The sequence below is a fragment of the Nocardia altamirensis NBRC 108246 genome (genome assembly GCF_001612685.1).
Lineage (GTDB): Bacteria > Actinomycetota > Actinomycetes > Mycobacteriales > Mycobacteriaceae > Nocardia > Nocardia altamirensis.
Genome location: NZ_BDAY01000036.1, coordinates 1 through 15,598 on the forward strand (window position 1 = coordinate 1; position 15,598 = coordinate 15,598).

Below are 15,598 nucleotides of genomic sequence, written 5' to 3' on the forward strand. Positions count from 1 at the left end.
TACGACGACCCGAACCGGGCCGAGAATCCCTGTTCCGGTATCCCATGCAACCGGGCTCGACCCGTGGCGGCCGAGACGAACGCGAACGCGGCGCGCGGGAACCCATCCGACGCTGAACCAGCGCGGTGCCAATTAGCGCAACATGCTGGTGACGGCCAGCTGGAATTCGCTATTGCCAGGTGAACCCATATGGAGTGCGTAATCAACCTGTGACCCCGGCAAGCATCGCCACTTCCTCGCGCCGCAATCCGGCAACCCGCCGCTGCCCGCCACCGGACATCCCGACATCCTCCGGACGCACCAGCTCCCGCCGTGCCCGCAGAAACGCACCGAGTCGATTGTCGGAATCCATCCTTCGAGCGTAGGTCAGCACCGAACAGGCTGGGTGGCCCCGCTACTACCAGGAAGTCCGTGCCCGAGCTAGCGCACGGTGAAGCCGCCCAGGGTGCGGTCGCCGCGGAAACCGCATTGGGAGGCGACGTTGGTGCCGGTGTCGAGCTGGGCACGAATCACGGCTGCGCTGGCGAGCACCAGCGAGGCAGGACCTGGTGTGTTCGGAGCGTGCAGCGGGTAGCTTGCTGATCCCGTGAACGTCATGGGGACGTCGGTCGGCGGCAGCGGAACGGAGGGGGTGCGGACATCGACGGTCGCCGCCGGCGTGAAATTGCCTGCGCTGTCTTTGGCGTGCACCTGCGTGCCGAATATTCCGACCGCGCTGCTTCCGCCTTTCGCCCGGATCGCCTTGGCCATCTCAGGTCCGAATTCGGCGGTGAATTCGAAAGTCAGACTGCCGAATACGGTGCCGGGGGGCACGCTGTCGGGCAGGTCTCCGGTCACCTTCGCGGTGATCGTTCCTGCCAATTTCGGGTCCTGACAGAACATGTCGAACGTGCGGTCGACGTGGGTGTCCGCGTTGGCGACTCCGGTCCCGAACAGCGTAGCGGCCACTACCGTGATCACCCCCGCGGTCGCGATCCCGATACGCGCGAATGGTGTTGATACCCTGGACATTTAGCGACTCCAGATTCGTCGATAGGTCGAGCCGACCTCTATGGCCGCTGAATCTACCTCCTCCCCACAGTTGGCGACCACGCCCAAGAAATGGGGGCTGGGTGGCCCTGCCACTCCCAGGAAGTCCGTAGCCTGGCACCAGACGCTGACCAGCACGAATGTTGTCGACATGACAAACAACCTCACCGGCCGCGTCGCGGTCGTCACCGGAGCATCCAGTGGAATCGGCGCCGCCACCGCCAAGCGGCTCGCGGCGGACGGCGCGAAGGTCGCCCTGCTCGGGCGGCGCAAGGATCGGCTCGAAGAGCTGGCCGCCGAGATCGGCGGCGACGTGCTCGCGGTGGCCGCCGACGTGGCGGTCCAGCAGTCGGTGCTTGACGCCGCCGCGACCGTGCGGGCGGCCTTCGGTCCGGTCGATCTCGTCGTCGCCAACGCGGGCGTGATGCTCGCCGCACCGTTCGAGTCGGCGCAGACCGACGAATGGGATCAGATGGTGGGCACCAACATCAACGGATTGCTCTACACCGGAAGGGCTTTCATCGATGACCTGCTCGCCGCGGCGAACAACGGGCAGCGCGCCGACCTGCTGCACGTCGGCTCCATCGGCGGGCACACGGTGTTTCCCAACTACGGCGTCTACACCGCGACCAAGGCGGCCGTCGCCCACCTGACGCGCAATCTGCGAGCGGAGTTCGGGCCGCGGGGGGTGCGCGTGAAGAACGTCGAACCAGGTTTCGTCACCACCGAACTCGGCGCAGGCATGCTCGACCCGGACCAGAAGACCGAACTCGCCGAATGGCGCAGCCAGATGGAAATCCTTGTCGCCGAAGACATCGCGGACGCGATCGCCTACGCGGTCGCCGCGCCGAAGCGCGTGAATATCGCCGAGATGATCGTCGTTCCGACCCCGCAGGGCTGAAAGACGAAGGCCCGCTGATGCGTTCGCATCAGCGGGCCTTGCCGAACTACTACTTCTCGATGCCCTCGAAACTGAACAGGCCGTTCCAGGTGAGTTCGGCCTTCTTCACCTTGTCCGACCGGCCCGCCGCGGCGACATAGTCGAACATCGGGATGTCGGCCATGTCCTTGAACAGCAGGGCCTGCGCCTGCGCGACGATCTTGTTGGACTCCTCCTCGCTGGAGGCGGCCAGCGCGGCATTCAACAGGCCATCGAACTCTTTGCTGTCGTACTTGACGCTGTTCGTCCCGGAAAAGCTGTAGTACTGCGAGGTGAGGAACTGCAGCATCGTCGGGTAGTCACCCTGCCAGCCGTGTCGGAACGCCTTGCCGATGGTCTTGCCGACGATCGCGTCCCTGATGCTCTTGAAGGTCGGATACGGCGTGCCGATGGCATCGATACCGAGGGTGTTCTTGATGCTGTTCGCCGTGGCCTCGACCCAGGCCTGGTGGCCGCCGTCGGAGTTGTAGGCGATCTCGTAGCGGCCCGACCACGGGGAGATGGCGTCGGCCTCGGCCCACAGCTTCTTTGCCTCCTCCGGCTTGTACTTCAGCGACTCGTTGCCCGGCACCGTGTCGGAGTACCCGGGCAGTGTCCGCGCGGTGAAGTCGAGCGACGGAATCCTGGTGCCGTTGAAGATGTTCTGGCAGATCTGCTCGCGGTTGATCGCCATCGAGATCGCCCTGCGCCGCAGCACACCCTCCGCGCCGCCGAAATGCGGCACGCTGGGTTGGATGCCGAGGGCTGCCTTGTACGCGATCGGCTTCTTGATCGCGCGCTCGCCGAGATCCTTCTCGAAGGTGGTCATCGCGGAGTCGGGAATGACGTCGAGGGCGTCGAGATTACCCGCGAGCAGATCCTGGTAGGCGGTGTCGAAGGACTGGTACATCACGAACCGCAGACCCTTGTTCTTGGGTACGCGGCCACCTTTGTAATCCGGATTGGCAACCAGGTCGATCTTGACGTTGTGCTCCCACGCCCCCTGCCTGGCGAACTTGTACGGGCCGTTGCCGATCGGGTTCTCACCGAAGGCCTTCGGGTCCGTGAACGCCGCCTCCGGCAGCGGGAAGAACGGGTGGAACCCGAGTCCGAGCTCGAAGTCGATCGACGGCTGCTTCAGCGCCACGGTGAAGGTGCGGTCATCGACCACCTTCAACCCCGACATCGTCTGCGCCACCGGCTTTTCCGCCTGTACCTCGTCGAACCCGACGATCGCCGCGAACACATAGTTCTGCAGCTGCGCGTTGGTGGCGAGCGCACCGAAGTTCCACGCGTCGACGAACGACTTCGAGGTGACCGGCGAGCCGTCGGAAAACTTCCACCCCGGCTTGATGGTGATCTTGTAGTTCTTCCGGTCGGCAGACTCGATCGACTCCGCCACTTCGTTGTGCGCCTTGCCGTTGGCGTCGTAGTACTTCAAACCCGCGAACAGCCGATCGACCACCCGGCCGCCCATGTTCTCGTTGGTGTTGGTCGGCACCAACGAGTTCTGCGGCTCCCCGGCATTGACCGTCACGATGCCTGCGTCGGCACCGTCGTCCGACGAACATGCGGCCAACCCCAGGCTTGTGGCCATCAGGGCCGCCGCGAACAGCGCACCAGCTCTCGTGAATCTCATGCGTTCTCCCGATTTCGAACAGGCCATCGAGATTCCAGGAGCGCGAACCCGATCGCACCGCGCCCCAATCCGACCGCCTTGGAATGTCCTCGGACAGTAGCCATTCCGGCGACAGTTGTCCCGAGATCACGCGGGTACGTCCGAAAGACGAAGGCCCGCTGACGCGTTCGCGTCAGCGGGCCTTTGTTCAGTGCCTGCCCTACTTCTCGATCCCCTCGAAGTCGAACAGACCGTTCCAAGCCATCTCGGCCTTCTTCACCTTGTCCGAGCGACCGGCCGCGGCCGCGTAGTCGAACATCGGGATGTCGGCCATGTCCTTGAACAGCAACGCCTGCGCCTGCGCGATGATCTTGTACGACTCGTCCTGAGTCGACGCCGCCAGCGCGTCGTTCAGCAGCTTGTCGAACTCCGGGCTGTTGTAGTTGACGTTGTTGGTCTCGGAGAAGCTGTAGTACTGCGCGGTGAGGAACTGCAGCATCGTCGGGTAATCACCCTGCCAGCCGTAGCGGAACGCCTTGTTGATGGTCTTGCCGTTGATCAGATCCCTGATGTTCTTGAACGTCGGGTACGGCGTACCGACCGCCTCGATGCCGAGGGTGTTCTTGATGCTGTTCGCCGTGGCTTCGATCCAGCCCTGATGGCCGCCGTCGGAGTTATAGGCGATCTCGTAGGTGCCCGACCACGGCGAAATGGCGTTGGCCTGAGCCCACACCTTCTTCGCCTCCTCCGGGTTGTACTTCAGCACCTCGGAGCCGGGCAGGTTGCCGTTGAAACCGGGCAGCGTGCTCGCAGTGAAGTCCTTGGCCGGGACCCTGGTGCCGTGGAAGATGTTCTCGGAGATCTGTTCCCGGTTGATCGCCATCGAGATCGCCTTGCGCCGCAGCACGCCCTCCTCGCCACCGAAGTGCGGAGTGGTCGTCTGAATACCGATGGCAGCCTTGTAGGCGATCGGCTTGGTGATCGCGCGGTCGCCGAGTTCCTTCTTGTACGTGGCCAGCGCGCCGTCCGGGATGACATCGAGGCTGTCCAGGTTGCCTGCCAACAGGTCCTGGTACGCGGTCTCGAAGGTCTGGTACATCACGAACCGCAGGCCCTTGTTCTTGGCCGGGCGCCCGCCCTTGTACTCCGGGTTCGGCACCAGGTCGATCTGCACGTTGTGCTGCCAGGCACCGTTGCTCGCGAACTTGTACGGGCCGTTGCCGATCGGGTTCTCGCCGTAGGCCTTGATGTCCTTGTACGCGGCCTCGGGCAGCGGGTAGAACGGCGCGAAGCCGAGGCCGGTCTCGAAGTCGATGGACGGTGCTTCGAGCTCAACGGTGAAGGTACGGTCGTCGACCACCTTCAGGCCCGACATGGTCTGTGCCGTTGGCTTTTCCGCGGAAACGTCCTTGAAGCCCTTGATCGGGCTGAACACGTAGCTCTGCAGTTGGGCGTTGGTGCTGAGCGCACCGAAGTTCCACGCGTCGACGAACGACTTCGCGGTGACCGGGGTGCCGTCGGAGAACTTCCAGTCCTTCAGGGTGATCTTGTAGTTCTTCCGGTCGGTCGACTCGATCGACTGCGCGACCTCGTTGTGCGCGACACCGTTGGCGTCGTAGTACTTCAGACCGGACCACAGCCGGTCGACGACACGCCCGCCCATGTTCTCGTTCGTGTTGGTCGGCACCAACGGATTCTGCGGCTCGCCCGCGTTCGTGGTGACGATGCTCGAATCAGCACTATCGTCCGACGAACACGCGGTCAGCCCGAGGCTTGTGGCCATCAGGGCCGCCGCTAGCAGCGCACCAGCTCTTGTGAATCTCACGCCTTCTCCCGATTTCGAACAGGCCACCGGGACCCTCCGGCGCACGACCCAACCTCACCGTGCGCCAACCCGACCGCCTTGGAATGTCCTCGGACATTAACCATTCCCGCGACAATTGTCATGGGATCCACCGATGATCTGCCGCTGACCAGCATCGCGCCGAAGTCTGTTTGCGCGCGACGTCGGCGGGTAGCCGAGAGCCATGAACGAGTCGTCTCTGCGCGCACGCGCGCCCGGAGACTTTCGGCACCTGCGAAAACGGACAGCAGTTCGACCTTGTGTCACGCGTGCTGGTTGGCGGTTCACCGATAGAGTGGCCACGAGACATTCCGCATCCCCACCTCCGCGCGCCGAACAGTGCGTGCATCGCAAGGCTTTGCCGCTCATGTGCGCCGACTCGACAGTAATTGCCGTGGCCGAGAGCTGGAGGTTTTCATGGTCGCCGAACCGCTGATCAATCTTGCCGCCCGCGGCACACCCGAACGTGTCTGGAACCCGTGGCGGCACAGCAGGCCCGAACTGTCCCTCACCGGCTGGCGGCACCTGATCGTCGTCGCGCCGCACCCTGACGACGAGGTGCTCGGCGTCGGCGGCCTGATCGCGCTGGCCCGTTCGAACAACCTGCCGGTGACCATCGTCTCGGTCACCGACGGCGAAGCATCCCATCCCAGCTCGCGGTCGCACTCCCCGGCCCGGATCGCCGAGCTGCGCGTGCAGGAATCACGCCGCGCCGCTAGAGAATTGGATGTCCCAGCGCCGATTCGACTAGGTATCGCCGACAGCAAAGTCGCCGACTACGAGGCGGAGGTGACCGAGGCGCTCGGCGATATCCTCGCCCACTGCGGTCATACCGGTGCGTGGTGCGCGACGAGCTGGCGGCGCGACGGACACCCCGATCACGAAGCCACCGGCCGCGCGGCCGCCGCGGCCTGCGCGGGCACTGCGACCCGGCTGCTCGAGTTCCCGGTGTGGATGTGGCACTGGGCGACTCCCGAACATCCGGTGGTGCCGAGCAGCCGCGCCCGCACCCTGTCGCTCCCGCGTCCCGCCGTGGACGCCAAGGTGCGCGCCATCGCCCAGTTCCACAGCCAGATCCTGCCGATGTCGGCCGATCCCGCCGACCGCCCGATCCTGCCGCCGCACGTCATCGACCGCTTCACCGGCACAACGGAGACCTTCTTCGTCTAGGTGAGCGTCACATCAGCCTGCGCATGAAGTAGGTGTATTCGAGGACGCTGGTGTGCGCCCGCTCGTCGATGTTGGCGCCATAGCCGTGGCCGCCGGCGGTGGCCTCATAGAACAGGTAGGGGACGCCGAGCTCGGCCAGGCGGGCAGCGAACTTGCGGGCGTGCTGCGGGCCGACGCGGTCGTCCTTGGTGCTGGTCCAGACGAACGGTTCCGGGTACTGCACGCCCGCACGCAATTGCGCGTAGGGCGAGATGGATTCGAGGAAGGCACGCTGGGCAGGGTCGTTGACGCTGCCGTACTCGCCGACCCAGGACGCGCCTGCGGCGATCTGCTCGTAGCGCATCATGTCGAGCAGCGGCACCTGGATGTCGACCGCGTTCCACAGCTGCGGATGCTGGGTCGATTCGACGCCGACCAGCAGGCCACCGTTGGAGCCGCCGATGATGCCGAGCCGCCGCGGCGAAGTGAGCTTGCGGTCGATCACATCCCTACCGACGGCGGCGAAATCATCGAACGCGCGCTGCCGGTTGGTGGTGAGTGCGGCCTCGTGCCAGGCCGGTCCGTATTCACCGCCGCCTCGGATGTTCGCGACCACGAACGCACCACCGCGTTCCAGCCAGAGGCGACCGAGTGTCTCGTCGTAGTAGGGCGTTTGAGAAAGGCCGAACCCGCCATAGCCGGACATGATCGTCGGCGTGTTGCCGTCGAACGTCAGGTCAGCGGCGTGCACGACGAAGTACGGCACTTGGGTGCCGTCGGACGAGACGGCCTTGCGCTGCTCGACCACGAATCGCGACGCATCGAACCGCGGTGGTGTGCTTTTCACCGGCCGGACCACACCGGTGGCAGTGTCCAGGCTCCACACGGTGTCCGGCGACAAGAACGAGGTGACCATCAGATACGCGGTATTGCCTCGGTCGTCCGCATCGATGGGAGCGATGGTCGTGTTGTCGGGCAACGGAACCGGCGCGCCGGACCACGAGCCGTCCGGTTGCGGGGTGTGGACGGTGGCGCGGCCGCGGACGTCGTTCAACGACAGGACGATCACGTGGTCGCGGGTCGTCAGTACGTTGTCCAGTGCCTCCGTCGGTCCTGGCAGATAGATCGAGGTGGCACGCAGCCGCTGGGGGTCCTCGGCCACCTCGTCGGCGTTCAAGGAGATCAGCGCACCCGCCCGAAAGGTCGAGCCCTCGGTCGTCCAATCCTGGTGCAGCGACACCAGAATGCGATCGCCGACCATGCCTGCCACCGCCGATTTCGGTGGTAGCGCGAGCCTGGCCGGACCGGACCCGGTGAGCAGGGTGAATTCGTGGTCGTAGAAGGAGCGGCCGCGGATGACCATGTTCATCCTGCGGCCGGTTCCGTTGTCGAGCAGTATCGGCGCGGTGCTCACGTCGTCCGCCTTGCCGCCGCGCACGATTTCGGCGGCGTCGGCCAGGGCTTGGCCGCGGCGCACCTGCTTGACGATGAACGGATACCCCGAGGCGGTCGTCTCCCCGTGCTGCCATTCCCGCGATACCAGCAGCGTGTTGTCATCGACCCAGGCGACGGACTGCTTGCCGCGCGGCAGCACGAAGCCGTCGGATACGAAAGCACGTGCGCCGGTATCGAATTCGCGAATCGTCACGGCGTCCTCGCCGCCCTCCGACAGCGAGACCAAACAGCGGTCCCTGTTGACAGGGGCGCAGTCCCCGCCTTGCCACACCCAGTCCTTGCCCTCCGCCTTCGCCACCTGGTCCAGATCGAGCACGGTGGTCCAGTTCGGTTGTGGCGTCTCGTAGTCCGCGACGGAGGTGGTGCGCCAGATACCGCGCAGATGGTCGGGGTCCTGCCAGAAGTTCCCGACCATGCCGTCGGCGAGTGCCGGCGTCGGAAGGCGATCGGGCGCGTTGCCGAGTTCGGTGGCCAGCGCCAGGTTGTCGGCGTAGCGCGGATCCTGCTCCAGCACACCGAGCGTCTTGGCGTTCTCGGCCGCCACCCAGGCCATGGCTCGTGGACTGTCGAGTTCCTCCAGCCAGCGGAACGGATCGTCGGGCGCCGTGTCTTTCCCGCATGCCGCGATCATCAGGACAAGCGCCACCGCGCCGACTCGCAGGCCTATAGCACTCATGTACCCCCCTGCGGAATACCCGTCGCCCGCGTCGATCGAGCTGTCTGCACAGCCTACCGAGTCGCGCTCGGCAGCCTGCCGACCTCGGGCGTTGACGTGTCGCGGCTGGCCGTGCGCAGGTCAGCTGATCTCACTCCCGCTGGGCCTGCGGCGATTCGATCAGCTGACCCGACGACCTGGGCAGCGCGACCGCCTATTGCAGCGCGAAGCGCAGCAGCGCCTGCTTGTCCCCCTGCTTGATCTTGCCCTTGCGGTCGAGCACCTCCAGCTGCCAGGTGGCGCCGTTGCGGAACGCACGGGCGATCGCGTTGGCGTTGTCGGCGCCGAGCAGCGACGGCCAGATGTCGGCGACCTGCTGGCTGCTGCCGCCGCTCGCGTCGTAGACCTTGAAACTTACGTTGTTCGCCTTCTCGAACGACGAACCCTTCTTGAACGCCGCGGCCACGAACACGATGGCGTCGATGCCGCCGGGCACATTCTCGAAGGTGACGTGCACGGTCTCGTCGTCGCCGGCCGCGGCACCGGTCTGCTCGTCGCCGGTGTGCAGCACCGATCCGTTGCCGAGCGGGTCGAGCGAGTCGAGTCCGGCGAATCGCACCGGCTCGCTGCCTTGCATGAGAATGGCGATCAGGTCCAGGTCGACACCGCGCTTGCGGCGCAACAGACCCAATGCCCCGCCACTGGTCCCCGCCGACGGATCCCAGCTCACCCCGACACTAAGTTTGGTGACACCTGCGAGATCCGCGGCGCCGTCTTCTTTTTTGAGCGTGATCATGCGTCTCAGACTAGTCGCGATTCGGTATTTTCAAGGGGCGGAGCAACTCTCGTACGCAGCGAGGCAGCCTTTGCCAGCAACCGGTGCAGTTGGCGCTGCTCCTTGGCGGATAATCGCCGCAGCGGGGAGTGCGATGTCATGGCGTCGACCAGCTTTTCGCGGTGCGTCAGGCCCGAGGTGCTGAGCGCGACGACCTTCACCCGCTTGTCGCCTGGCCCAGGCCTGCGCTCGACGATGCCGCGCTTCTCCAGCTTGTCGATGATGAAGGTGACCGTCGACGGATCGCTGCAGGTGCGGCGTGCGAGCTCGGACATCGATGGTGGCGGCGACGTCGGAGCCAGGTGCCACAAAACATTGGCGGAGGGCGCGGTGAGATCCAACTCCCGCAGGACGCTCACCAACGCGGCGTCGAGTTGATCGGTGACCGAGCGGAGCTCGGTGAGCAGGAGGTAACCCAGGTCCGCGTCGCGCAGTTCCGCTGTCACGACAACAGTCTAGCCAGCTACTTGGAGACACGTAGAAAGTTACTTTGACACTCGAAATTGCTGGGCGCGATTTCGGCTGGCCTCGCAGGCCATTCGCCAAAAGCCTTGGCCAACTGGCTCTTTACAAACCGACCGGCGCGCGGTTCGGTGAGGCATGGCCGATCCGCTGAAGGAACAGGATATCGCGGCACCCGCGCTGGAGTTGGTACACCACGCGGCGGAACCGTATCTGAACAGTCTGCCGGAGCGACTGGTGCACGACACCGCGCTCGACTCGCTCATCGAGGAACTCACCGGGCCGCTGCCCGAGCAGGGTGACGGCACCATGGCGGCCGTCGAGCAGTTGCTCGCGGTCGGCACCAAGGCCGCGATCCACACGGCCGGGCCGCGCTTCTTCCATCTCGTGGTCGGCGGGGCGACGCCTGCCGCGATGGCGGGCGACTGGATCGCCACCCTGCTCGACCAGAACGCGGGACTGTGGGTCAGCTCGCCGCTGGCGTCGCGCACCGAAACCGTCGTGCTCGGCTGGCTCAAGGAGTTGTTCGGCCTGCCACCGGAGTTCGGCGCGGTGCTCACCCCGAGCGCCACCTTCGCGAATCTGACCGGGCTGGCTGCCGCCAGGCGCTGGTGGGCCGAACGGCACGGGGTCGACGTCGTCGCGGACGGCCTGGCGGGATTGCCGCAGCTGCCGGTGCTGTCCAGCGGACTGGTGCACGCGAGCACCCGCAAGGCTTTGCAGATTCTCGGCTGCGGGCGAGATACGGTGCGCACCTTCTCTCGTGACGATGCGGGGCGGGTCGATCTGCCGGCGCTCGAGCAAGCATTGCAGGCACTCGACGGTGCGCCCGCGGTGCTGGTCGCGAACCTGGGTGAGGTCAATACCGGCGACAGCGACCCGATCAGCGCGATGGCCGACCTTGCCGAAAAGTATGGCGCCTGGCTGCATGTCGACGGCGCGTTCGGACTGTTCGCGGCGGTGTCGCCACGCACAGCGGGGCTGGCGCGCGGCATCGAGCGGGCCGACTCGATCACCGGCGACGGTCACAAATGGCTGAATGTGCCGCAGGAGAGCGGCTTTTCGTTCGTCAACGACAGCACCGCGCTCGGTAAGACCTTCGGCAGTTGGGGTGCGGCCTACTTGCCGACGCTCGACGACGAGCAGATCAGCTACAACATGCACGGCCCCGAATCCTCGCGCCGGGCTCGCGCATTCCCGATCTGGGCGACGCTGCGCGCGTACGGCCGAGTCGGCTATCAGGAGATGGTGGAGCGCCACCTCGACGTGGCGGCCCATCTCGGCCGGGTCGTCGATGAGGCGCCGGATTTCGAGCTGCTCGCGCCAGTGCAGTTGTGCGTCACGTGCTTTCGCTACCGGCCGCCCGGCGTTCCGGAAGCAGAGTTGAACGACCTCAACGCGCGGCTCGGCGCGGCGATACTCGAGGACGGACGCGTCTATGTCGGCACGACCACCTATCGGGGCATGACCGCGCTGCGACCCACCTTCGTCAACTGGCGCATCACCGATCCGGAGGCGGACCTGCTCGTCCACGTCATCCGCGAGATCGGTCCGCGGCTATAGGGTTTCGCTCACCTGCGGCACGTCACCAGGTCGAACGCCTTGGTCAATTCGTCGAGGTCGGTCGCGGTATGGAAGGTGCCATCCGTCAGGCGGGCGATCTCGCGGAGTGAGTCGTGCTCAGCAGGCACTGGAACGCGGTGGCCGGTCGGCGGCGGGTCGGCACCGTTCGACGGCGGACTCCCCGGAACCTCGATCGTGCCCGCTTTCGTCCCGAGCGCAATGGTCGAGATCCGGATGTGCTGCTGCTTGGCGTCGCGCGCGGCCGGGTACGCGCCGCGCGGCTCGTCGAGACCCGCCGGAACCGTCTGCTTGCCATCGGAAAGCAGCACGATCTGGGCAGGTTGCGGTGTCGGGCCCGCGGCCGACAAGGCGTCGAGCGCTTTGTAGATGCCCTCGCCCGTCGCGGTGCGTTCCTTCAGCTCGAACTTGGCGAGCGCCGCCTTGACGGCGTCGCGATCCGTGCTCGGTGCCACGAGCGTTACGCCGGTGCCTGCGAATTCGACCAATCCGAGCAGTGTCTCGGGCGGCAGCTTGGTGGCGAAGACGGTGCTCGCCTGCTGCGCGACCACCAATCTGGTCGGCGCCACGTCGGTCGCCTGCATCGAGAGCGACACATCGAACAGGAGGATCACCGCGGCGTCGCACTTACCTGCGGTGTGGGTACCGGGAACCTCTCGACCACAGGCCGAAGCCCCGACCGCGAAGGCCAGTATCGACACCATGGTCACCGACCTCGACCAGGTGTCCGCGCGGCGCCGGTGGGATTGTCGCGCGCGAGCGTGCCGAAGAGTCAGCATTGATGCGACGTCCTTCCGAGGGAACGTCCTATCCCCCGCTTGGAGAATATCGCACTGTCCAGCGTCGATACTGCCGAAAGCGGGGCCTTCCGTCGCACTCAGACCAGGAAGGCGAGGGCAGACGGTTCTCCTTGACGCAGGGCCTCGGCGTGCGCGGCGACGTTGATCGCCTCGCTCAATGTCGAACCAGCGTCCAGCTTCTCGACGACCATGGCCTCGGCCGCCTTGACGCCTGCCGCGGCATCGAGGAGTGCCTCGATCCGACCCGGGTCTACGACGATGATGCCTTCCTCGTCGGCGAGGATCAGGTCACCGGGAGCCACCTGAACGCCACCGCACTCCACCGGGATCTGTAGTTCGCCGAGGTCGGCAGTCGTGCCCGCCATCGGGGTGACGAACCGGCTGTAGATCGGGAGCGGGCAGTCACGGACATACCCGATATCGCGGTATCCGCCATCGACAATGATGCCGCCGAGCTGCCGGACGAGCGCGCCACGGGCGAAAAGCTCTCCGGCGAAGGCGATGTCGGTGCCGCCACCGTCGACGACGATGACGTCACCCGGCGCGGCGGATTCGACGGCGCGCAGCACGCCGAAGAAGTCGCCGCGGCAGCGCACCGTGAAAGCCGTTCCGGCAATGCGTGACTCGGCGGAGCGGAGCCGAATACCGCTGTCCAGCACGCGCGTCGACTTGTCGGCGTCGCAGAGCGCCGTCGTGTCGACGGATCGGAACTTCGCGGCAAGATGATCGGCAAGCATCGGCGACGCCCCTTCGAGGCTCGGAGAATGTGCGGTCGGGTCGACTCTACTGACGCCGACAGCGGGTAAACCACGGAAGGCGAGCCCCCGACCGGTGCTCGCCTTCCGCGGGTTCGCCAGGCTAACCGCCCACAGCGGTCGTGCCACGTAGCGTGACCGTCGAGGCGGACGTGGCGTTCACCGGATCGGTCTTGACATAGACGACCCCGCCGCGATCCTTCGGGTCGTACCACCAACCATTACGCGCCTTGTCGAGATCGGCGCGGCTGGCTCGCTTCTCCAGCTTGCCGAGGTCGGTGCGTACTTCGTTCGGTGCGGAACTCGAATGCACGGCCAGCTCGTAGCGCCGGGCGGCCACCTTGCCGGGGTAGGACCCCTCGGTCGCGCCGATGCGCACTTCGACTGTGCCACGGCCGGATCCGGGCGCCTGCACGGTGAACACCTGACTGGACTGCTCACCGCGCTGATAGCCGCGGGTCACCCCGTCGTCCTCGACCAGCGTGAAGCTGTTCTTGCCCTTGGGGTAGACGTCCACGTTCAGCACGGACTTGTCGCGGGTCTGCCAGGACTGGGTGCCCTCGGCCCACATCGGCACCACCGCGCCCGCCCGGACGAACAGCGGCAACCTGTCCAACCCGGCCGCGTACCCGTTCACCGTGGTCGGCCCGGTCCAGGTCTTGCCGGTCCAGTAGTCGACCCAGGTGCCTTCCGGCAGATAGATGCCGTCCCGCACCTCGGCGTCGGTGTACACCGGCGCGACGAGAAAGTCTCTACCGGAAAGGAATTCGTACTTCGCCTGATCGCCCCAGGTGTTGGGGTCGTTCGGGTATTCGAGCGCAAGCGGTCGGACCTGGCCGACACCGGTGCGGTGCGCCTCCACCGAATGGGTGTAGGTGTAGGGCAGCAGTCGCTCCTTGAGCTGCAAGTACTTTCGATTGATCTCGGTGTACGGCTCGCCGTAGCGCCACGGCTGCTTGTCCTTGGGCGCCCAGCCGTCCATCGTCATGATGGTGGGCAGGAACGCTTTCCACTGCAGATCCCTGGTGTACGTGCGCGCGCTGCCGTTGAAGATCCCGTCGACGTCACCGGTGTTGTACGCGATGCCCGACATCGCCGCGCCCGCGTAGGTGGGAATCTGCCAGCGGATGTAGTCGTAGGTGCCGGACTGGTCACCGCTCCACAGCACCGCACAGCGTTGCGCCCCAGCCCAACTCACCGGTGTCCAGACGAAACCGCGTGCGTCGCTGTTCGCCTCGATGCCCTTGTGCGCGGCATCGCACCCGTCGAGGGCGAACTCGTAACCGGGTCCGACCCAGGCCACATCCAACTTGCGCACCCGCACGCCTGCGGCGACCTCCTCGGCCTGATGCGGCAGTCCGTTCTCGGTCCACAGCCCGAGCTGCATGTTGTCCTTGCGGAGTCCCTCGCCGACCTGCTTCAAATTCTCGTAGCCGCAGCCGTAGCCGTCGTTGACCAGCATCCAGCCGTTCGGCATCTTGTTCTTCACGTACTCGTCGGCGATCTTCACCGCATCGAGGGTGTGCCGCTCGCCCCGATTGGCGTTGTGCAGATAGCAATCGGAGTCGCCCATCTCCAGCCCGTAGATCGGCGGCAGGAACGGCCGCCCGACCAGCCCGGTGTAGGCGGAGATCACCCCCTTCGGACCATCGCCGACCACATAGACCGCGTCGAACCTGCGCTCCTCGTGGGTGGTGCGCACCGGGTTCGTGAACGAGTAGTTGCCTGGCGCGAAGGTATTGCGCAGCACACCGTATCCGCTGCTGGACAAATAGAACGGCTGCGAATTGGGCGCACCGCCGTCGTTCCAGTTGTGATCGGCGAAGATCTTGATGGTCTGATCCCGATGGCTGAACCGCCCGTTCTGCTCCCCGCCACCGAAGAACTGTTCCCGCTCACCGCGCCCCAGACTCTGGGTGGCGGTTTTATCCGTCCAGGACAGCGGAGCCGTCTCGGCCCAGATCTGCTTGGCATTCGCGCCGTCGTACAACGCGAACCGCAACGGGTGCTTATACGCCCGCAGCGTGATCTTCCCGGTGGACAGCGCCCAGTACTCGCCCTTGTCGGCCCTACTGGGCTTGGTCGGCGGAACATTCTGCGGCAGCACAATCTTGCTGCCTGCCGGGTCGGCGAACTTCCCGTCCGGCGCCAGATGGATGCGTACCGCCTCAGGATTCGGAAAACTCACCCCCACCGCAGCCGAACCCGCGTGCAGCATGACCCGAGGACCGTCGTCGACAACCTTGCTGAGATCTCCCAGCTGCCCGGCGGACGAATCCGCCAGCGCAGCGGGTGGCGTGACGAAGGTGCAGGCAACAACCAGCACCCCCAACGCCAGGTGCGTAATTCTGCGCATTATAGAGGCCTTTCACGCGCGGATGAGCATTCAGTGCCGCCTCATGTATAGCCCACCAAACACCTCGCCAACATCGAAATCCCCTGCATGACAATAGGTTTCAGTTCCGGTGTGGAGATGAAAACCGCTGGCGACCATGAG

The 15,598-nt window shown here is 65.6% G+C and carries 12 protein-coding genes and 1 pseudogene; 3 read left to right on the top strand and 10 right to left on the bottom strand.

All coding sequences use genetic code 11. From position 1 onward, the window contains the following. Positions 1-208 precede the first annotated feature (208 nt). Together NA11_RS44895 and NA11_RS19690 are read right to left on the bottom strand one after the other, a co-directional pair. A pseudogene (locus tag NA11_RS44895) lies at positions 209-352 on the bottom strand (transcriptional regulator); the annotation flags it as partial. Between the two features lie 68 nt (positions 353-420). Continuing rightward, complete coding sequence (locus NA11_RS19690) at positions 421-1,011, bottom strand: DUF6801 domain-containing protein (protein ID WP_069163415.1); 591 nt, start codon at positions 1,009-1,011, stop codon at positions 421-423. 169 nt (positions 1,012-1,180) lie between these two features. Here NA11_RS19690 and NA11_RS19695 point away from each other — a divergent pair, with 169 nt between their 5' ends. Continuing rightward, a complete protein-coding gene (locus NA11_RS19695) occupies positions 1,181-1,930 on the top strand; it encodes an SDR family oxidoreductase (RefSeq protein ID WP_069163416.1) in 750 nt (249 codons plus the stop codon). A 49-nt stretch (positions 1,931-1,979) separates the two neighbouring features. On the opposite strand, the gene NA11_RS19700 is transcribed toward NA11_RS19695, so the two are convergent. Continuing rightward, entirely contained in the window at positions 1,980-3,587 is a 1,608-nt protein-coding gene (locus NA11_RS19700) for a peptide ABC transporter substrate-binding protein (RefSeq protein ID WP_069163417.1), read from the bottom strand. A 199-nt stretch (positions 3,588-3,786) separates the two neighbouring features. Then, positions 3,787-5,349: a peptide ABC transporter substrate-binding protein gene (locus NA11_RS19705; RefSeq protein WP_069163418.1), complete on the bottom strand. Its 1,563-nt coding sequence runs from the start codon at positions 5,347-5,349 to the stop codon at positions 3,787-3,789. Between the two features lie 477 nt (positions 5,350-5,826). Between NA11_RS19705 and NA11_RS19710 the strand changes: the two genes are divergently transcribed. Next, positions 5,827-6,579, top strand: a complete 753-nt coding sequence (locus NA11_RS19710) for a PIG-L deacetylase family protein (protein ID WP_069163419.1) — start codon at positions 5,827-5,829, stop codon at positions 6,577-6,579. Positions 6,580-6,586: 7 nt separating this feature from the next. Here NA11_RS19710 and NA11_RS19715 read toward each other — a convergent pair whose 3' ends face one another. The 3 genes from NA11_RS19715 to NA11_RS19725 all read right to left on the bottom strand — a co-directional run bounded on the left by NA11_RS19715 (position 6,587) and on the right by NA11_RS19725 (position 9,949). Continuing rightward, complete coding sequence (locus tag NA11_RS19715) at positions 6,587-8,689, bottom strand: prolyl oligopeptidase family serine peptidase (RefSeq protein WP_069163420.1); 2,103 nt, start codon at positions 8,687-8,689, stop codon at positions 6,587-6,589. Between the two features lie 193 nt (positions 8,690-8,882). Next, complete coding sequence (locus NA11_RS19720; RefSeq protein WP_069163421.1) at positions 8,883-9,464, bottom strand: TerD family protein; 582 nt, start codon at positions 9,462-9,464, stop codon at positions 8,883-8,885. Positions 9,465-9,469: 5 nt separating this feature from the next. Further along, complete coding sequence (locus NA11_RS19725; protein ID WP_084654808.1) at positions 9,470-9,949, bottom strand: MarR family winged helix-turn-helix transcriptional regulator; 480 nt, start codon at positions 9,947-9,949, stop codon at positions 9,470-9,472. Positions 9,950-10,103: 154 nt separating this feature from the next. Between NA11_RS19725 and NA11_RS19730 the strand changes: the two genes are divergently transcribed. Then, the gene (locus tag NA11_RS19730; protein WP_069163422.1) at positions 10,104-11,528 is read left to right on the top strand and encodes a pyridoxal phosphate-dependent decarboxylase family protein; all 1,425 of its coding nucleotides are present in this window, start codon (positions 10,104-10,106) and stop codon (positions 11,526-11,528) included. Positions 11,529-11,536: 8 nt separating this feature from the next. Here the strand turns inward: NA11_RS19730 and NA11_RS19735 are convergent, their stop codons facing one another. From NA11_RS19735 to NA11_RS19745, 3 genes are all read right to left on the bottom strand, one after another. Continuing rightward, positions 11,537-12,250, bottom strand: a complete 714-nt coding sequence (locus NA11_RS19735) for a VWA domain-containing protein (protein ID WP_069163423.1) — start codon at positions 12,248-12,250, stop codon at positions 11,537-11,539. Between the two features lie 173 nt (positions 12,251-12,423). Next, the gene (locus tag NA11_RS19740) at positions 12,424-13,083 is read right to left on the bottom strand and encodes an RraA family protein (RefSeq protein ID WP_069163424.1); all 660 of its coding nucleotides are present in this window, start codon (positions 13,081-13,083) and stop codon (positions 12,424-12,426) included. A 121-nt stretch (positions 13,084-13,204) separates the two neighbouring features. Further along, positions 13,205-15,457 (bottom strand): glycoside hydrolase family 31 protein, encoded by a 2,253-nt coding sequence (locus tag NA11_RS19745; protein ID WP_069163425.1) that lies wholly within the window; start codon positions 15,455-15,457, stop codon positions 13,205-13,207. Positions 15,458-15,598: the final 141 nt, after the last annotated feature.